The following is a 17,278-nucleotide window of genomic DNA, read 5'->3' as shown; positions in this document are numbered from 1 at the left end:
TACTTGGGGTCATGATGACCGTTCACCAGACACCTCCGCCGGTCGAAACCGAACCTGACCAGCGTCCCCACGCGGTGGTGATCGGTGCCGGATTCGGCGGACTTGCCGCCGCAGTGCGCATGACCGCGCGCGGCTATCGCGTCACCGTGATCGACAAGCTCGACGATGTCGGCGGGCGCGGATATGTCCACCGGCAGGACGGGTTCACCTTCGATGCCGGGCCGACCATCATCACCGCGCCATTCGTCTTCGAGGCGCTCTGGACGCTGTTGGGCGAGCGCATGGCAGACCATGTCACGCTCAAGCCGCTGGAGCCTTATTACACGATCCGCTTCGATGACGGGCGGACCTTCCGCTGCTGGTCCGACGAAGACAAGATGCGCGAAGAAATCGCCGCGTTCGAGCCCGATGACATTGACGGCTACGAGGATTTCCTCGTCGAAAGCGAGAAGTGCTACCGGACCGGCTTTCAGAAGATGATCGACCAGCCGTTCCATTCGCTCGCCGAGATGGTGCGGCAGATGCCCGGCCTCGTCGCCCGGCGCGCGGACCGCTCGGTGCACGCTCTTGTGTCGAAATATGTCCGAAACGACCATCTCCGCCAGTCGCTGAGCTTCCATCCGCTGTTCATCGGCGGCAATCCGATGCGCACATCGGGCGTCATGAGCCTGATCTCGTTTCTCGAGCGCGAGTATGGCGTGCACTATGCCATGGGCGGCACCGGCGCGCTCGCCAGGGGCATTGCGGATCTGGCCGAGCGGCACGGCGCGCGTTTCCGGCTTGGCGTGCAGGTCGATGAGATCATCGTGAAAGAGGGGGCGGCAAAGGGCGTCCGTCTTGCTGGCGGCGAGACCGTCGCCGCCGATTGCGTCGTCTCCAATGCCGATGCCGGCTGGACGTACACGCACCTTTTGCGCAACCACAAGCGGAAACGCTGGACCGACCGCAGGGTGCGGCGCATGAACTATTCGATGAGCCTTCTGGTCTGGTATTTCGGCACCAGCCGCCGCTACGACGATATCGGTCACCACACCATCCTGATGGGGCCGCGCTATGGCGGGCTGCTGACCGACATCTTCGACAGGAAAGTGCTGGCCGACGACTTCTCGCTTTATCTTTATCGGCCGTCGGCATCCGATCCCTCGGTGGCGCCGGAAGGCTGTGACGCGTTCTACGCGCTGTCGCCAGTGCCCAATCTCGATGGCGACACCGATTGGCATGCCACGGCCGAGCCCTATCGCCAACGCATACAGGATCATCTCGAACAGACAATGATGCCAGGCCTGTCGGACGCGATCGTCACGACGAAGCTGACGACGCCGCTGGACTTCCGCGACCGGCTCCTGTCGACCAAGGGCGCCGCTTTCGGCATGGCGCCGACCATCTTCCAGCTTGCCTGGTTCCGCCCGCACAACGCCTCCGAGGAAGTGCGCGATCTCTACATGGTCGGCGCGGGAACCCATCCCGGCGCGGGCCTTCCCGGTGTCGTCTCGTCGGCGGCCATTCTCGACAAGCTGGTGCCCCATGCCACCGCACGCGCGTAGGACCCCGCTTCTGAGCGCGCGCGACCGGCGCCTGTGCCACGAATCGATTCGCGCCGGCTCGAAGAGCTTTCACGCCGCCTCGCGTCTTTTGCCGCGCGACGTCCGTCTCGGCGCGCGCGCGCTTTACGCCTTTTGCCGCTCGTCGGACGATCTGGTCGACGATGCGGGCAATGACGGGCGCGCATCGCAGCGCCTCAAAAGACGGCTTGAGCTGATCTATGAAGGCTGTCCGATCGATCTGGTCTGCGACCGCGCCTTCGCGGCAGTCGTTCAGACCTATCACATCCCCATCGAGGTGCCGCTGGCCCTGATTGAAGGTTTCGAATGGGACGAAGCGGGCCGCGAATACCGCACCTTCGCCGATGTGAAAGCCTATGCGGCCCGCGTCGCCTCGACCGTCGGTGTCATGATGACGATGGCGATGGGCTGCCGCGACCGCGCCGTTCTGGCACGCGCCGCCGATCTGGGCCTTGCCATGCAACTGACCAACATTGCGCGCGATGTGGGCGAGGATGCGCGGCGCGGCCGCATCTACCTGCCGCTCGACTGGCTGGCTGAGCAAGGCGTCGACCCGCGGGCCCTGATCGATGCGCCGAGGTTCACGCCGCAACTCGGCCGCGTCGTCGCGCGCCTTCTGGGCGAGGCCGATGCGTTGTACGACCGGGCGCTGACCGGCGTTGCCGGCCTGCCGCTCGACTGCCGGCCGGCGATCCGCAGTGCGGCCTTCGTCTATCGCGAAATCGGTCGGGAAATCGGTGCGGCGGAATACAATTCCATCGACACACGCGCCCACACCAGCCGCCGCCGCAAGGGCGAACTGATCGCCGTCGCCACACTGATGCCGTTCCCCATGCGACCGCCCGCGAGCGTCCCAGCCGACCCCTCGGCCGCCTTTCTCGTCGACATCGCCGCTTCGTCCGATCCGGTCCCGCCGCGCACCATCGACGCCAAGCTCGGCCGCATGCTGGAAATCATGGGCGACGCCCGCGACCGGCAGCGGCAGGTCCGCCTCGCCGGCGCGCAGCGGGGGTGACCGGTGGAAAATCTCGGCATCATCGAGGTGATCTTCGGCGCCGTCGGCTTTGCCGTCTTCTATGTCTGGCAGATGCGCACGCTGAAACGCGACAAGGCCGCGCTCAAGGCCCGGCTTGAGGCCGAAGCAAAGGCCGATCAGGAGCCATAGCGCGCCCGGCGCGGCATGCGGAACGGCAGCATCGCCTTGACCAGCGGATTGCCAAAGCGCAGGCCCGAAAAGCTCTCATGCATCAGCCGGACCTTTTGGCCGAACAGCACCGTGTCGACCGTCTGGCGCAGGTAGAACGGCCCGTCCTCGAGCGTTTCGACCAGCACCGGCGCATGGCCCGGATCGGCATGGGCGCCGCGCGCCACGCCCCAAAAGCCGGACTTCAGCGCCGTATGGGGAAGTTCGTCGCGCTCGGTGATCGTGCCGTCGCGGCCAAAATGCAGGACCAGAAAACCGCGCGAGCCGTCTCGCCGCTCGGTGTCGTAAAGGATCACCGATTCGCCGTTCTCCAGTTCGCCGCGCGCCCAGTCCCAGCGCGCGAAACTGTCTTCAAGCCCGATTTCGCCCCAATTGCTGTCGAGATAGCCATGGCCGGACCAGTCGGGCATGCCGCCCCTCGAAAAGCTGACGGCAATGTCGCCCGACGGCGCGATGGGCCACCAGCGCTGATGCCCCTCTGCGTCGATCGGAAACGCGCGATCGGTGATCGCGTGCGGCGTCAGCACGATGCGGCCCGCCACCCGCTGCGGCAGCCACTGGCGCGGCGGTCGCGGCACGGCGATCTCGTCGAAATCGATCGACAGCCGGCCATCATTCCAGGTCAATTGGCTCGGTCCGACGCGGAAATGGGTGGCATCGCGGCTCATCGCGCCGCGGCCGCGCTCGGTCATCGTCCAGCGGTTGCGCCCGGGCGCGTAGAGCGCGACATTGATGCACACATGATCGTCCGGATCGCGCCGCCCGCGCCAGGCGTAATAGGGCGAAAAGACCGAACCGACGAAGGCGATCACCGAGACGCCGTAGCGTCCGCAGGCGCTCATTCCATCGACATACCACCAGAGATAGCCGCCGCGGGGAACGATGGCGTCGAAAACCGGTCCGACAGAAAAGCGTCCGCCGCCAGCATGCCGGAAAGCGTCGCCATCGGCACGCCCGGCCCCGGATGAACGCTGCCCCCCGCCAGATAGAGGCCCTTCAGGGCCGTCCTCGCCCCCGGCCTGCGAAAGCTCGCCATCCAGCCGTGCGACGCCCGTCCGTACAGCGCCCCGCCGCTGCCCGGAAACAGCCGGTTGAACGACGCCGGCGTCGTCACCCGGGCTTCCAGCGCCGTCCGGTCGATGTGCAGGCCGCATCGCGAAAGTTGGTCGAGGGTCAGTGTCAGGCATTTGTCGGCCTCTTGATCGTCATACTCTGTCATGTCGCCGTCGCCCGGCGCATTGATCAGCATCAGCACGCGCTCGGTGCCCCGCGCCCGCGCCTCGGGGCTGAGCGTGCCGTCGCTCGCACGGTCCTGCGCACAGATATAGGCGGTCGGCGCGGCTGTTGTCGCGCGCCGCTCGAAGATCGCTCCGAACTCGTCGGCATAGTCCGGCGAGAAGAACACATTGTGATGGACCAGCGGAAACTCCGGCACCGTCATCAGCCCGGTCCATGCCATCGCCGAAAGGGAGCGCTCAGCCGGCGTGACGGGCTTGCACTTGGCGGCGAGCGCCGCCGTGCCGAGCGCGCCGTTTGCCAGCGCCGACACATCGCCGTTGAAGACGACGGCACTTGCCTCGATCGCCTCGCCGCCATCGAGCACGACACCGGTGACGATACGATCCTCACGGGTGACGATGCGGCTGACGCCGGCGCCGAACCGGTAGCGCACGCCGCGCGCCTCGCCGAGCCGCACAAGCCCCTTGGCCAGCGCATGCATGCCGCCATCGACCATCCACACCCCGTCCTGCTCGACATGGGCGACGAGCATAAGCGTTGCCGGCGTCATGAAGGGCGACGAGCCCACATAGGTGGAATAGCGCGCAAAGAGCTGGCGCAGGCGCGGGTCGGGAAAATAGCCGCCCAGCGCCGACCAGATCGTCTGAAACGGCCTGAGCGCGAGATGCCGGTGGATCGAAAGCGGCCCGATCCGCCACAGGAACTGGGCCATGTTCGGCCGCTGGTCGGCCATGAACGGTTCCTTCAGCGTCTCGAACATGCGCCGGCTGTCGGCACAAAAGCGGCGGTAGCCCGCCGCATTGGCGTCATCGCTGAAGGCTGCGATCGCCTCGGCCGACCGGTCGATATCCGCGTGCAGATCGAGCCTCGTGCCATCGGTCCAGAAATGGCGCGCCAGAACCTTTGCCATGCCAATGTCGACCACATCCTCAAGCCGCTGCCCGGATCCTTCCAGCAGCCGGTCGAACACCCATTTCATCGTGAAGACGGTTGGCCCGCCATCGATTGCCGCATCGCCGACCATGACGTGCCGCGCCTTGCCGCCGGGCGCCGCCTCCTTCTCCAGAACCAGGACATCGTAGCCATGTCCGGCCAGACCGATCGCCGCGGCCAACCCACCCATGCCCGCCCCGATGACGATGATCCGCTCGCGCTGCGCGTGTCTGCTCATGCCGCGTTGACATTTTCCGCCGTTGTGTCAATTTTACTTTACAGTCTTTTATGTCGTTGTAAATTGACGAACGGCATCGGATCGGGAGCCAGCCATGGACATGCAAAAGCGGATCGAGCGCGCCCTTGAAACCGCGATCAAGCACGCCACGGCGGGCAACCAGCCGCCGAAGATCGCAAAGGCCCTGCGTTATGCGGTGTTTCCCGGCGGAGCACGGGTGCGCCCGCGCCTGTGCCTTGCCGTTGCGATGGCGTGCGGTGACGACCATCCCGAGGCGTCCGACGCCGCTGCCGTGGCGATTGAACTGCTGCATTGCGCCTCGCTCGTCCATGACGACATGCCCTGTTTCGACAATGCCGATATCCGCCGCGGCAAGCCCGCCGTCCACTCTGCCTTTTCGGAGCCGCTGGCGCTTCTGGCGGGCGATGCGCTGATCATCGCCGCCTTTGAAACCATCGCCCGGCAATGCGTCGGCACCCCCCACCTGATCGCACCGCTCACCGGAACCGTCGCCAAGGCGGTCGGCATGCCGCACGGGCTGGTCGCCGGCCAGGCATGGGAGAGCGAGGACGAGATCCCGCTGGTCGAATATCACCGCGCCAAGACCGCCTCGCTGTTCACCGGCGCGACGATGGCCGGCGCGATTGCCGCCGGCGCCGACCCGCAGACCTGGCGCGCAATGGGCGACGCGCTCGGCGCGGCCTATCAGGTGGCTGACGATCTGCGCGATTTCGCCGCCAATGAAGCCGAGATCGGCAAGCCTTGCGGGCAGGACGACGCCAACGGCCGGCCCAATGCGGTTGCCGCCGGTGGCCTCGACGCCACGATCGCAAGGCTGCATGACCTGGTCGGCCGGACCGTCGCCGCCGTACCCGACTGCCCCGGCGCACCGATGCTGCGCGACCTGATCGCCGGCGAAGCCAAGCGGCTGATGCCCGAGAGCCTTGCGAGCCGCGCCGCCTGACGGCCATGGCCGACGCTGCGCATGCCCCGCCGGAGCCAGCCATGAGCCGCAAGGCAACCCCTTCGCGCGCGTCGCTGTCCGACCGCATTCGCACTTGGCGAAACCGGATGATCGCCGATCCGGCATTCCGCCGCCGCGCCCGCAACTGGCCGATCCTCCGGCGGATCACCAACAAGCGTGCCAATGAGCTGTTTGCCCTCACTGCCGGATTCGTCAATTCTCAAGTGCTGCTGGCCTGTGTCGAACTGGACCTGTTCGCGGCGCTCGAAGACGATCCAAAAGACACTGCCGCCCTTGCTCGCCATGTGCGTTTGCCGGGCGATGCCGCCGATCGGTTGCTGCGCGCCGCCGAAGGGATCGGCCTCGTCGCCCGCACGAGCGACGGGCGCTGGACGCTCGACGATCATGGCGCCGTTCTCACGCAAAGCCCCGGCATCACCGCGATGATCCGGCACCATGGTGCCGTCTATCGCGACCTCGCCGATCCGGTCGCGCTGCTGCGTGATCCTCCGGCTGAAACCGAAACGTCCCGCTTCTGGTCCTATGTCGGCGGCACGGTCGGCGCCGAAGACGGCGCGGCCTATTCCGAACTGATGCGCATCAGCCAGGACATGGTGATCGAGGAAGTGCTCGATGCCTATCCGATGGACCGGCATCGGCACCTTCTCGATGTCGGCGGTGGCAGCGGCGCCTTCGTCACGGTCGCCGGCAACCGCTGGCCCAGCCTGGAGCTATCGCTGTTCGATCTGCCCGCCGTTGCCGAAACCGCCCGCCAGCGATTGGCCAATGGGCCGCTCTCCGGGCGGCTGACCGTCCATGGCGGATCGTTTTTGGACGACGCGCTGCCGCGCGACGCGGACTGCTATGCGCTGATCCGCGTCCTCTACGACCATGACGATGCCGCGGCTTTGCGCATCCTGTCAGCCATTCACGAGGCGATGGAAGACGGCGACACGCTGATCATCGGCGAGCCGATGGCCGGCGACGCGTCCGGTGCGCGGCAGGTCGCCGCCTATTTCACCTTCTATCTGATGGCCATGCGCTCGGGCCGCTGCCGTGCGCCCGACGACATCTTCGCCCTGCTTCAGGCTGCCGGTTTCCGGCACATGCGACAACACCGGACCCGAATGCCAGTGGTCGCCGGCCTTGTGTCCGCACGCAAATAGGGATCGTGGTCGAAAATGTGTAAAAATTAGTTGACACATTTGGATGTAATTCTAGGATGACGCTTGGAGGCAGAGTCTGAACCTCGCATCGAGGACAGGCCCGTAAGCGATGAACACACACGCGATCGTTCTGGAAAAGCCCGAGACCATCGCCCTGCGCGATGTGGGCCTGACCGCGCCGCAGCCCGGCGACGCCGTCGTCGATGTGTTGTGGAGCGGCATCTCAACCGGCACCGAGAAGATGCTCTGGGACGGCACGATGCCCACTTTCCCGGGCATGGGATACCCGCTGGTTCCCGGCTACGAAGGCGTCGGCCGCGTGCGGGAGGTGACGGACGGGTGCGGCCTCTCAGAGGGACAATTGGTCTTCGTGCCCGGTGCGCGCTGCTATGAGGATGTCCGGCCATTGTTCGGCGCCAGCGCCGCGCGAGTCGTCGTCGGCGGCAAGAAGGTCTACCCGGTCAGCGAAACGCTCGGCCGCGACGCCGTGCTGCTGGCCCTTGCGGCCACCGCCCATCATGCTCTGACGCTGCCCGGTGTCGCCCTGCCCGGCCTCATAATCGGCCATGGCGTGGTCGGCCGGCTGCTCGCCCGGATCGCCATGGCGCTGGGCGCCGATGCGCCCACGGTCTGGGAGATCAATCCGGCGCGCCGCGATGGCGCAACCGGATATGCCGTCACCAATGGCGATGACGACGACCGCCGCGATCACGCAACGATCATCGATGCCAGCGGCGATCCGGCGATCATCGACCGGTGCGTCCCGCGCCTTGCCCGCGGCGGGCAGATCGTCCTTGCCGGCTTTTACGGCACGCCGCTGAGCTTCACGTTCCCGCCCGCCTTCATGCGCGAGGCCTCGATCCGCATCGCGGCCGAGTTCCAGCCCGGCGATGTCAATGCCGCGCTCGATCTCGTCACGGCCGGAAAGCTCGACCTTTCGGGCCTGATTTCCAATCAAGCGTCCGCCAGAGACGCCAACGCGGCCTACCGGACGGCCTTCAACGATCCGGCCTGCACGAAAATGGTTCTGACCTGGGAGAAAGACGCATGACCGACTCCATGAGCCGGCCCGGCGCCGACATGTACGACAAGCTGCGCGACGAAGCCGCGCAAGAGCCCGATCCGGTCCCGACCGGTGAGGTGAAGAAGCAAACGCAGATCATCGCGATCTACGGCAAGGGCGGCATCGGCAAGTCCTTCACGCTTGCGAACCTTTCCTACATGCTCGCCCAGACCGGCAAGAAGGTGCTGCTGATCGGCTGCGATCCGAAGTCGGACACCACCTCGCTCCTGTTCGGCGGCAAGGCCTGCCCGACCATCATCGAAACCTCGTCCAAGAAGAAGGAAGCGGGCGAGGAAGTTGCCATCGGCGATGTCTGCTTCAAGCGCGACGGCGTCTTCGCCATGGAACTGGGCGGTCCCGAAGTGGGGCGCGGCTGCGGCGGGCGCGGCATCATTCACGGTTTCGAGACGCTCGAGAAGCTCGGCTTCCACGACTGGGATTTCGACTATGTCCTGCTCGATTTCCTGGGCGACGTGGTCTGCGGCGGCTTCGGCCTGCCCATAGCACGGGACATGTGCCAGAAGGTCGTCGTCGTCGGCTCCAACGACCTGCAATCGCTCTACGTTGCCAACAATGTCTGCTCGGCGGTCGAGTATTTCCGCAAGCTGGGCGGCAATGTCGGCGTCGCCGGCATGGTCGTCAACAAGGATGACGGCACGGGCGAAGCGGCCGCTTTTGCCGAGGCCGTCGGCATCCCGGTGCTCGCCGCGATCCCGCAGAATGAGGACATCCGCCGCAAGAGCGCCAACTACCAGATCATCGGCTATCCCGAAGGCCAGTGGGGCGACTTGTTCGGCGTACTGGCCGACAACCTCTGCGAAGCGCCGCCGCACCAGCCCGCGCCTCTGACCCAGGACGGGTTGCTGGCCCTGTTCGACACCGAGGAAACCGGCGCGGATTTCGTTCTGACCCCCGCGACGATCGACGACATGTGCGCTGCCGGCAAGATCGACAAGCCGTCGCTCGAAGTCGTCTACGACGAGGTCTGAGATGGCGACGACGACGCTCATACGCGATCCGCACATCCCCAAGGACGCCGAGCCTGCGCCCGACAGGGATGCGGAACTGGCGCGTCAGGCCGCCGCGCAATCGGCGATCGACGGTGCCGGCTGCCATGCCGGCCCCGAGCAGATGAAGGCGGCCGCAAAGGCCGCCGGCAATGCCGGACTGATGGATGGCTTCGAGCGCGATTATCCCAAGGGCCCGCACGAGCAGCCGCAATCGATGTGCCCGGCCTTCGGCAGCTTGCGCGTCGGCCTGAGAATGCGCCGCGTCGGCACGATCCTTTCGGGCTCGGCCTGCTGCGTTTACGGGCTGACCTTCACCAGCCACTTTTACGGCGCGCGCCGCTCGGTCGGCTATGTGCCCTTCAATTCCGAAACGCTCGTCACCGGCAAGCTCTACGAAGACATTCGCGATGCCGTCCACGAGATGGCCAAGCCCGAAGACTATGACGCGATCGTCGTCACCAACCTCTGCGTGCCGACCGCATCGGGCATCCCGCTGCAGGCGCTGCCCAAGCAGATCGATGGCGTGCGCATTGTCGGCATCGACGTGCCCGGCTTCGGCGTGCCGACCCATGCCGAGGCCAAGGACGTTCTCTCCGGCGCGATGCTGAAATATGCCCGCACCGAGGCTGCCGCCGGCCCGGTTCTGGCGCCGCGCGAGGGCATCGAGGAACGCCCGACCGTCACGCTCGTCGGCGAGATGTTCCCCGCCGATCCGGTGGTGATCGGCCAGATGCTGGAGCCGATGGGCCTGGCATGCGGTCCGGTCGTTCCGGTGCGTGAATGGCGCGAACTGTATGCGGCGCTCGACTGCGCCGTCGTCGCCGGCATCCATCCCTTCTACACAGCGAGCTTCCGCGAGTTCACCGCCGCCGGCCGGCCCATCGTCGGTTCCGCCCCGGTGGGCGCCGAGGGCGTCGATTCCTGGCTCCAGGCCATCGGCGACAAGGCCAATGTCGCCAAGGCGAAGATCGACGCGGCGCGCAACGCCTTCGTGAACGCCACCCGCGGCGCCTTGGCCGCAAACCCCATCGAGGGCCGGATCACCCTGTCGGGCTATGAGGGGTCGGAACTGCTCGTCGGTCGCCTGCTCGTCGAAGCGGGTGCCGATCTGCGCTACGTCGGCACCGCCTGCCCGAAAACGCCTTGGTCCAAAGACGATGCCGAATGGCTCGCCGCCAAGGGTGTCGAGGTCAATTTCCGCGCTTCGCTCGAACAGGACATCGCCGCCTTCGAGGAATTCAAGCCCGATCTGGCCATTGGCACGACACCCGTCGTCCAGCATGCCAAACAGGCCTCGACCCCGGCGCTCTACTTCACCAACCTGATCTCGGCGCGGCCGCTGATGGGCCCGGCCGGTGCCGGCTCGATCGCCACCGTGATCAACGCCGCAATCGCCAACAAGGCGCGTTTCGACGCGATGACCGCGTTCTTCGAGGGCGTCGGCACCGGCGACACGGCCGGCGTCTGGGAAGACACGCCGCAAATCAACACCGCATTCCGCAAGAAATATGCGGCCCGCACGAAGATCGCAAAGAACGCCGTCGATTCCGGCGAGGCGGTGGGCACATGAAGATGGTCAAGACATCGCTCCCAACCTCCTCCTTGAGGGGACATCGGCGAGTGGCGCGCGAAGCGCGACAGAGCCGGGTGGGGGTGAAAGTCACCGATACCGCCCAATTGTTACCCCCACCCGATCAGCTTCGCTTCGGGGCAAGCCCGAAGGTTGCTTCTCGTGCCTCCCCTCAAGGGGGAGGCAGTCCCGTCATCACGGGAGCCGCGCCATGACCCTGATCATCGATCATGACCGCGCCGGCGGCTATTGGGGTTCGGTCTACGCCTTCACCGCCATCAAGGGCCTGCAGGTGATCATCGACGGTCCCGTCGGCTGCGAGAACCTGCCGGTCACATCGGTCTTGCACTACACCGACGCCCTGCCCCCGCACGAACTGCCGATCGTCGTCACCGGCCTTGCCGAAGAGGAACTGGGCCAGACGGGCACCGAACAGTCCATGAAGAACGCCCGCGCCGTGCTCGATCCCGATCTTCCGGCGGTCGTCGTCACCGGCTCGATAGCCGAAATGATCGGCGGCGGCGTGACGCCCGAGGGCACCAACATCCAGCGCTTTTTGCCGCGCACGATCGACGAGGACCAGTGGCAGTCCGCCGACCGCGCGATCAAGTGGCTGTGGACGGAGTTTGGCCCCAAGAAGGGCAAGGTGCGCCCACCGAAGGACGTCAAGGAAGGCGAAAAGCCCAAGGTCAACATCATCGGGCCGATCTACGGCACCTTCAACATGCCGTCCGATCTGGCCGAGATCCGGCGACTGATCGAGGGCATTGGCGCCGAGGTCAACATGGCCTTCCCGCTTGGTTCGCACCTTGCCGATGTGCCCAGGCTCGCCAACGCGCACGCCAATGTCTGCCTTTATCGCGAGTTCGGCCGCGGCCTGTGCGAGGCACTCGACCGGCCCTATCTGCAGGCGCCGATCGGCATCCATTCGACCACGGCTTTCCTGCGCACGCTCGGCGAGATGCTGGGCCTCGATCCCGAACCGTTCATCGAGCGCGAAAAGCACACGACGCTGAAACCGATGTGGGATCTGTGGCGCTCGGTGACGCAGGATTTCTTCGCCACCGCCTCCTTCGCCATCGTCGCCAGCGAAACCTATGAGCGCGGCGTGCGCAACTTCCTTGCCGACGAGATGGGTCTGCCCTGCACCTTCTCTTATCCGCGGCGCGCCGGAATCAAGCCCGACAATAAGGCGATCCGGCAGGCGATCAAGGACACGCCGCCGCTGATCCTGTTCGGCTCCTACAATGAGCGCATGTATCTGGCCGAAACCGGCGGCAAGGCGATCTACATTCCGCTGTCGTTTCCCGGCGCCATCATCCGCCGCCACACCGGCACCCCTGTGATGGGCTATTCGGGCGCCTCCTGGATGATCCAGGAAGTCTGCAACGGCCTGTTCGACGCGCTGTTCAACATCATCCCGCTCGCCACCGATCTCGACTCGGTCGAGGCGACACCGGCCCGCGTCAACCGCTCCATGCCATGGAGCGTTGAAGCCCAATCCGACCTCGACCGGATCGTCGAGGCGCAACCTGTCCTGGTGCGCATCTCCGCAGCCAAGAACCTGCGCGATGCCGCCGAAACCATTGCCCAGAACGAGAATGCCGAGCGTGTCGACCGATCCCATGTCGAACGCGCGCGGCTTCAGGCCGTGACGGGCAAGGCCGCATGACCGGCCACCAGCAAGTCCGCGCCGGGCGCGGGCGAAAGGAGTGACGCGATGACGACACCGATGCCATCGATCAAGGCCGCCCGCCATCACCGCAGCGTGCGGCGGCGGGACCGGCTCGAATACCGGGCGCTCGTGGCCGTTTCGTTCCTGCCATGCCTCGCCGCGGCCGCGCTCAAGCGCACCGGCGCGCAGGCACCGGTCGGCGAGACAGTTTTTTCGGAGGCGCTGTCTTCGGCCCGCGCCGCCGCCGGTTACGCCCTTTTGGTGTGACCGATATCGAATTCACCGGGGTCAAATCCGGTGAACGCGGACGGAACGGTGCCAGCACCGGTCCCGAAGCACCCCGCCGCGGGGGCACCGCGGCAACCGTGACTAGGAGGTCTATATATGTCTAGTCCACAAAGCGTTTCGCTGTCCGGCATGACGGAAAGCGAAGCCCAGGAGTTCCACGGCTTCTACATGCAAGGTTTTGCGATCTTTACCGCAATCGCGGTGGTGGCGCATCTTCTTGTCTGGTTCTGGCGGCCCTGGATTCCGGGACCGGAAGGTTACGCATCTCTCGAGAGCGTCAACCAGACGGTGTCGGCCCTCCTGCCCATGCTTTCGTAAAGGAGTAGCAACATGTGGAGAATCTGGATGGTCTTCGACCCGCGCAAAACGCTGGTCGTACAGGGCGTCTTCCTGTTCTCGCTGGCAGTTCTGATTCATTTCGTTCTGCTCAGCACGGACCGCTACAACTGGCTCGAAGGCAACCCCGTCGGGGGTGCAGCTATGGAAACGAGCGAGTTGCCGGCGGCCACGCCGCGCATGCTCGGCTGACGCTGCGACACAAAAGGTGGCGGGCATCGCCGAAGGGCACGCGTTGCCCGCAGGTCTGCCCGCCGCCGATCAACCGTTATTGGGCGGAACCGGCTCTCTGCCGGCATCCGCTTTTGGAGGCTAACCATGGCAATGCTCAGTTTTGAGCGGAAATATCGCGTTCGCGGCGGGACGCTGATTGGCGGGGACCTGTTCGACTTCTGGGTCGGTCCCTTCTTCGTCGGCTTCTTCGGCGTCACGACCGTGTTTTTTGCCGCTCTGGGCACGGCGCTCATCATTTATGGTGCATCGCTGGGCCCCACCTGGAACATCTGGCTGATTTCGATCAACCCCCCGCCCATCGAGTACGGGCTCGGGCTCGCACCGCTGTCAGAAGGCGGCCTGTGGCAGATCATCACGATCTGCGCGGTCGGCGCCTTCGTCTCGTGGGCGCTGCGCGAGGTGGAAATCTGTCGCAAGCTCGGCATCGGCTATCATGTGCCGTTCGCGTTCGGCGTGGCGATCTTCGCCTATGTGACGCTGGTCGTCTTCCGGCCGCTCCTGCTCGGCGCCTGGGGGCACGGCTTCCCCTATGGCATCATGAGCCACCTGCAATGGGTGTGGGACACCGGCTATCAGTACGGCAATTTCCACTACAACCCCGCGCACATGATCGCGATCACATTCTTCTTCACGACCTGTTTCGCGCTGGCGCTGCATGGCGGCCTGATCCTTTCAGCCGCCAACCCGTCCAACCACAATTCGCTGAAGAAGGAGCCCGCCGAGGTCAAGACGCCCGAGCACGAAGACACCTATTTCCGCGACACGATCGGCTATTCGATCGGTACGTTGGGCATCCACCGGCTGGGCCTCATACTGGCGCTCAATGCCGGGTTCTGGAGCGCGGTCTGCATCTTCATTTCCGCCGGGCCGATCTATGGCGGCTCGTGGATCGAATGGTGGGAGCCGCTGCGCAATCTCTCGCTGAGATGGGCGGAAGGATGAAACGATGAGCCTGCTACCCGAATATCAGAACATCTTCACCACCGTTCAGGTGCGCACGCAGCCTGAAATGGGCATTCCGATCGAAAGCGGGATGGACCGGACCAAGTCGGCCACCTTCTCGTGGTGGATCGGCAAGATCGGCAACGCCCAGCTCGGGCCCATCTATCTGGGCTTTCTGGGCGTCGCCTCGCTGGTCACCTTCACGATCGGCTTCGTCATCATCGGCCTGAACTACTGGGTCCAGGTCGACTGGAACCCGGTGCGTTTCGTCCTCGAAATGCCTTGGCTTACGCTCGACCCGCCGCCGCCCGAATACGGGCTTAAGGTCATGCCGCCGCTCAACGAGGGCGGCTGGTGGCTGATCGCCGGCTTCTTCATCACCACATCGATCCTGTTGTGGTGGGCCCGGATGTATCGGCGTGCGGTGGAACTCGGCATGGGGCTTCACGTGCCGGCGGCCTTTGCCGCCGCGATCTGGCTTTATCTGGTGCTCGGCTTCATCCGCCCGATCGCCATGGGCTCGTGGAGCGAGGCCGTGCCGTTCGGCATTCTGAGCCATTTGGACTGGACCAACAACTTCTCGCTGATCTGGGGCGGCAGCCTGTTCTGGAACCCGTTCCACATGCTGTCGATCGTGTTCCTGTACGGATCGGCCCTGTTGTTCGCCATGCATGGCGCGACCATTCTGGCGACCAGCCGTTACGGCGCCGAGCGCGAACTGGAACAGATCACCGACCGGGGCACGGCCGCCGAGCGCGGCGCGCTGTTCTGGCGCTGGACGATGGGCTTCAACGCGACGATGGAGTCCATCCACCGCTGGGCCTGGTGGTTCGCCATGCTGTGTGTGTTGACCGGCGGCATCGGCATCCTGCTCACCGGCACGGTGGTCGATGACTGGACGGCCTGGGGCATCAAGCACGGCATCGTGCCGGAGGATGCCAGCTGGTGGCCGATCACGCCGGATTCGACCCGGTCGTCCTGGGGAGACGGCAACTGAAATCAGGGCAACTGCCGGGCGGGCGCACCCCGCCTGCCCGGCATGCCGCACAGCCGGCGGCGCGCCATGGCGCCGGCTTTGCGGCGGCACCGGACGGCCGGTCACTGTCCTCCAAACATCGGGCCGGTCTGCAACCTCCGCTTCGGACGCGAAGCGGAGGTTTTTTCGTGTCGGCAACCTGGGGGGTTCGGCAGCGCTCTGGCGCTCAGATCTTCAGGTCCGGAAACCGGTCGCAATAGATGCGGAACCAGGGCGTATAGGCTTCAGGATCGCGGGCCATGTCGGCGCGCAGTTCGTCCGCCGTCACCCAGCGCACCGCCGCCACCTCATCCGGGTTGGGCCGGATCACGAGAGTGTCGCGATCCGCATGGCCGATGAACATCGTCACCCGCTCGTGCTCGTGCAGCCCGTTGCTGACATCGGCCGAATACTCCACCTCGTGTCGCTCGGTGAGCGGAACGCCGAAGCCGAGCTCCTCGCGCAGACGCCGCGCCGCGCTGGTGGCGACCGGTTCGTCCCAGTGAGGGTGCGTGCAGCAGGTGTTCGCCCACTGGCCGCCGCAATGATATTTGTGCTTCGCGCGCTGCTGGATCAGCAGATGCTCGCCCGAAAAGACGAACACTGAGACGGCCAGGTGAAACACCGCTTCGCGATGCGCCTGCATCTTGCCGATCGGATAGAAAGAGCCGTCCTCGGCGATGGCCGGTATGATCGGGTCGGTGTCGCGTATCGTGTCCATCGTCTCAGGCCGCCTGCCGCGATCGCATGTCGTCCGTCACCGGCTCGGCGCCCGAGGCGAACCGCTCGAGACCCGGCCATGCGCCTTCGACGCCCAGAAGGTTGAACCGCGCAAAGAGGGATTCGGCGAACCAGCCCTCGTCCCACGCACGCCGGACGGCGGTGCCATGGGTCGGACTGTTGAGCGAAAAGTCACGCATCGCCGCCTCGTCGTCCCAGATCGAAAAGGTCATCTGGTGCTTGTAGGGCACCTCGCCCATGCCCATCATGAAATGCTGGTGCGCGTCGGCCTCGGCCATATCGGAGATCGCAGGCACCAGCGACCAGAAAGCCGCCAGCTTCGACCAGCGCAGCGTCGCGCGGGTCAGTGCCACGATCGGCCCCTGCGGCCGCGTTCCCGCATCGACGGCAAACGGTTCGGCACCGCTCCACTGCCCTCTTGTCTGCGTCGCGGCCATGAGAAGCGTTGCGGAACGGTCGGCGCGTGCCCGGTAGCGGGCAAAAGGCTCGGCGGTATCAAGCGCCTTGCGCGCCGCGGCCATATCGTCCCAGACGCACAGAAGCGTGTAGGTGGAAAGATCAGGCGTCGTTGAAAAGCCGGCACCGGCCCCGGTGCCCATCATCTTGTAAAATCGCAGACCCTCCATGCGGGCGACCGCCGGGCGCATCAGCCCCATCTGCGAAAACGCCCACAGCTTCGCCGGCGGGCCGGCAAAGTGATAGAGCGAGAGTGTCACGATCTGCATTGTCGGTTGCGGACCTTTCCGCCGCCTGAGCGTCGCGCTCACAGTCTAACGTAACCCTGCCCTTACGCAATCCAACCTATACCTTCGCATCAAGCCCGGCTTTGCCGGGCTCCCCTCACCCCTCTTGCGGGCAGAGGACGAAAGTGACGGGCAATCGCCGAAATGACGCCTTGCGCCCCTACGCCACGGCGCGTGCCAGCGCGCACTGGCTCCACAGGTCGCACAGGGCGCTGGACAGGTGCGCGATGTCGGCGTCGGTGTGGAACGGCGTCGGCGTGATGCGCAGCCGCTCGGTGCCGACGGGCACCGTCGGATAGTTGATCGGCTGCACATAGATGCCGTAATCGTCCAGAAGGATGTCCGAGATCCATTT

The 17,278-nt window shown here is 65.6% G+C and carries 19 protein-coding genes; 14 read left to right on the top strand and 5 right to left on the bottom strand.

Annotated elements, in window-relative coordinates; all coding sequences use genetic code 11:
• Positions 1-11 precede the first annotated feature (11 nt).
• From crtI to DEM25_RS17845, 3 genes are read left to right on the top strand one after another with little or no spacing between them, the layout of a single operon-like run.
• Positions 12-1,544, top strand: a complete 1,533-nt coding sequence (crtI, locus tag DEM25_RS16380; RefSeq protein WP_109768449.1) for a phytoene desaturase family protein — start codon at positions 12-14, stop codon at positions 1,542-1,544.
• A complete protein-coding gene (locus tag DEM25_RS16375; protein ID WP_109768450.1) occupies positions 1,525-2,577 on the top strand; it encodes a phytoene/squalene synthase family protein in 1,053 nt (350 codons plus the stop codon). The genes crtI and DEM25_RS16375 overlap by 20 nt, the downstream gene beginning before the upstream one ends.
• Before the next feature lie 3 nt (positions 2,578-2,580).
• Positions 2,581-2,727 carry a hypothetical protein gene (locus DEM25_RS17845; RefSeq protein ID WP_158585294.1) on the top strand — a complete coding sequence of 49 codons (147 nt, stop codon included), beginning with the start codon at positions 2,581-2,583 and terminating at the stop codon, positions 2,725-2,727.
• Here the strand turns inward: DEM25_RS17845 and DEM25_RS16370 are convergent.
• Together DEM25_RS16370 and crtD are read right to left on the bottom strand one after the other, a co-directional pair.
• The gene (locus tag DEM25_RS16370; protein WP_245412954.1) at positions 2,715-3,608 is read right to left on the bottom strand and encodes a carotenoid 1,2-hydratase family protein; all 894 of its coding nucleotides are present in this window, start codon (positions 3,606-3,608) and stop codon (positions 2,715-2,717) included. The two genes, DEM25_RS17845 and DEM25_RS16370, sit on opposite strands and share 13 nt — an antisense overlap.
• Entirely contained in the window at positions 3,605-5,176 is a 1,572-nt protein-coding gene (gene crtD / locus DEM25_RS16365) for a 1-hydroxycarotenoid 3,4-desaturase CrtD (RefSeq protein ID WP_109768451.1), read from the bottom strand. The genes DEM25_RS16370 and crtD overlap by 4 nt, the downstream gene beginning before the upstream one ends.
• 94 nt (positions 5,177-5,270) lie before the next feature.
• Here crtD and DEM25_RS16360 point away from each other — a divergent pair, with 94 nt between their 5' ends.
• The 11 genes from DEM25_RS16360 (at position 5,271) to pufM (ending at position 15,421) form a co-directional block, all read left to right on the top strand.
• Entirely contained in the window at positions 5,271-6,140 is an 870-nt protein-coding gene (locus DEM25_RS16360; protein WP_109768452.1) for a polyprenyl synthetase family protein, read from the top strand.
• Between the two features lie 41 nt (positions 6,141-6,181).
• Positions 6,182-7,306, top strand: coding sequence for a methyltransferase (locus DEM25_RS16355; RefSeq protein ID WP_109768479.1), 1,125 nt, complete (start codon positions 6,182-6,184; stop codon positions 7,304-7,306).
• A 109-nt stretch (positions 7,307-7,415) separates the two neighbouring features.
• Entirely contained in the window at positions 7,416-8,357 is a 942-nt protein-coding gene (gene bchC / locus DEM25_RS16350) for a chlorophyll synthesis pathway protein BchC (RefSeq protein WP_109768453.1), read from the top strand.
• Positions 8,354-9,358 carry a chlorophyllide a reductase iron protein subunit X gene (locus DEM25_RS16345; RefSeq protein ID WP_109768454.1) on the top strand — a complete coding sequence of 335 codons (1,005 nt, stop codon included), beginning with the start codon at positions 8,354-8,356 and terminating at the stop codon, positions 9,356-9,358. The genes bchC and DEM25_RS16345 overlap by 4 nt, the downstream gene beginning before the upstream one ends.
• A gap of 1 nt (position 9,359) precedes the next feature.
• Positions 9,360-10,949 carry a chlorophyllide a reductase subunit Y gene (gene bchY / locus DEM25_RS16340; protein ID WP_109768455.1) on the top strand — a complete coding sequence of 530 codons (1,590 nt, stop codon included), beginning with the start codon at positions 9,360-9,362 and terminating at the stop codon, positions 10,947-10,949.
• Positions 10,950-11,160: 211 nt separating this feature from the next.
• Positions 11,161-12,621: a chlorophyllide a reductase subunit Z gene (bchZ, locus tag DEM25_RS16335; protein ID WP_109768457.1), complete on the top strand. Its 1,461-nt coding sequence runs from the start codon at positions 11,161-11,163 to the stop codon at positions 12,619-12,621.
• Positions 12,622-12,669: 48 nt separating this feature from the next.
• Positions 12,670-12,891 carry a hypothetical protein gene (locus DEM25_RS16330; protein ID WP_109768458.1) on the top strand — a complete coding sequence of 74 codons (222 nt, stop codon included), beginning with the start codon at positions 12,670-12,672 and terminating at the stop codon, positions 12,889-12,891.
• A 117-nt stretch (positions 12,892-13,008) separates the two neighbouring features.
• On the top strand, positions 13,009-13,230 hold the full coding sequence (gene pufB, locus DEM25_RS16325; RefSeq protein WP_109768459.1) for a light-harvesting antenna LH1, beta subunit: 222 nt from the start codon (positions 13,009-13,011) through the stop codon (positions 13,228-13,230).
• Positions 13,231-13,242: 12 nt separating this feature from the next.
• Entirely contained in the window at positions 13,243-13,440 is a 198-nt protein-coding gene (gene pufA, locus DEM25_RS16320) for a light-harvesting antenna LH1, alpha subunit (protein WP_109768460.1), read from the top strand.
• A 126-nt stretch (positions 13,441-13,566) separates the two neighbouring features.
• Positions 13,567-14,424, top strand: a complete 858-nt coding sequence (gene pufL / locus DEM25_RS16315; RefSeq protein WP_109768461.1) for a photosynthetic reaction center subunit L — start codon at positions 13,567-13,569, stop codon at positions 14,422-14,424.
• A 4-nt stretch (positions 14,425-14,428) separates the two neighbouring features.
• The gene (pufM, locus tag DEM25_RS16310) at positions 14,429-15,421 is read left to right on the top strand and encodes a photosynthetic reaction center subunit M (RefSeq protein WP_109768462.1); all 993 of its coding nucleotides are present in this window, start codon (positions 14,429-14,431) and stop codon (positions 15,419-15,421) included.
• A gap of 205 nt (positions 15,422-15,626) precedes the next feature.
• On the opposite strand, the gene idi is transcribed toward pufM, so the two are convergent.
• The 3 genes from idi to DEM25_RS16295 form a co-directional block, all read right to left on the bottom strand.
• Positions 15,627-16,160, bottom strand: coding sequence for an isopentenyl-diphosphate delta-isomerase (gene idi / locus DEM25_RS16305; RefSeq protein WP_109768464.1), 534 nt, complete (start codon positions 16,158-16,160; stop codon positions 15,627-15,629).
• Positions 16,161-16,164: 4 nt separating this feature from the next.
• Complete coding sequence (locus DEM25_RS16300; RefSeq protein ID WP_109768465.1) at positions 16,165-16,905, bottom strand: spheroidene monooxygenase; 741 nt, start codon at positions 16,903-16,905, stop codon at positions 16,165-16,167.
• Positions 16,906-17,083: 178 nt separating this feature from the next.
• The coding region (locus DEM25_RS16295) for an aminotransferase class I/II-fold pyridoxal phosphate-dependent enzyme (protein WP_120222711.1) at positions 17,084-17,278 on the bottom strand (195 nt) is incomplete at its 5' end.

Source organism: Oceaniradius stylonematis, from assembly GCF_003149475.2.
In the GTDB taxonomy this organism is placed as follows: Bacteria; Pseudomonadota; Alphaproteobacteria; order Rhizobiales; family Rhizobiaceae; genus Roseitalea; species Roseitalea stylonematis.
Note: the sequence above shows the minus strand (reverse complement) of the source record. Positions and strands in the feature narration are given on the sequence as shown.

Coding starts and splice junctions, on each gene's coding strand:
- bchZ (WP_109768457.1), top strand. CDS start 11,161: ATGACCCTGATCATCGATCATGACCGCGCCGGCGGCTATTGGGGTTCG.
- DEM25_RS16370 (WP_245412954.1), bottom strand. CDS start 3,608: ATGAGCGCCTGCGGACGCTACGGCGTCTCGGTGATCGCCTTCGTCGGT.
- DEM25_RS16300 (WP_109768465.1), bottom strand. CDS start 16,905: ATGCAGATCGTGACACTCTCGCTCTATCACTTTGCCGGCCCGCCGGCG.
- DEM25_RS16330 (WP_109768458.1), top strand. CDS start 12,670: ATGACGACACCGATGCCATCGATCAAGGCCGCCCGCCATCACCGCAGC.
- DEM25_RS16375 (WP_109768450.1), top strand. CDS start 1,525: ATGCCACCGCACGCGCGTAGGACCCCGCTTCTGAGCGCGCGCGACCGG.
- pufA (WP_109768460.1), top strand. CDS start 13,243: ATGTGGAGAATCTGGATGGTCTTCGACCCGCGCAAAACGCTGGTCGTA.
- pufB (WP_109768459.1), top strand. CDS start 13,009: ATGTCTAGTCCACAAAGCGTTTCGCTGTCCGGCATGACGGAAAGCGAA.
- bchC (WP_109768453.1), top strand. CDS start 7,416: ATGAACACACACGCGATCGTTCTGGAAAAGCCCGAGACCATCGCCCTG.
- bchY (WP_109768455.1), top strand. CDS start 9,360: ATGGCGACGACGACGCTCATACGCGATCCGCACATCCCCAAGGACGCC.
- crtD (WP_109768451.1), bottom strand. CDS start 5,176: ATGAGCAGACACGCGCAGCGCGAGCGGATCATCGTCATCGGGGCGGGC.
- pufM (WP_109768462.1), top strand. CDS start 14,429: ATGAGCCTGCTACCCGAATATCAGAACATCTTCACCACCGTTCAGGTG.
- DEM25_RS16345 (WP_109768454.1), top strand. CDS start 8,354: ATGACCGACTCCATGAGCCGGCCCGGCGCCGACATGTACGACAAGCTG.
- crtI (WP_109768449.1), top strand. CDS start 12: ATGATGACCGTTCACCAGACACCTCCGCCGGTCGAAACCGAACCTGAC.
- DEM25_RS16360 (WP_109768452.1), top strand. CDS start 5,271: ATGGACATGCAAAAGCGGATCGAGCGCGCCCTTGAAACCGCGATCAAG.
- idi (WP_109768464.1), bottom strand. CDS start 16,160: ATGGACACGATACGCGACACCGACCCGATCATACCGGCCATCGCCGAG.
- pufL (WP_109768461.1), top strand. CDS start 13,567: ATGGCAATGCTCAGTTTTGAGCGGAAATATCGCGTTCGCGGCGGGACG.
- DEM25_RS16355 (WP_109768479.1), top strand. CDS start 6,182: ATGAGCCGCAAGGCAACCCCTTCGCGCGCGTCGCTGTCCGACCGCATT.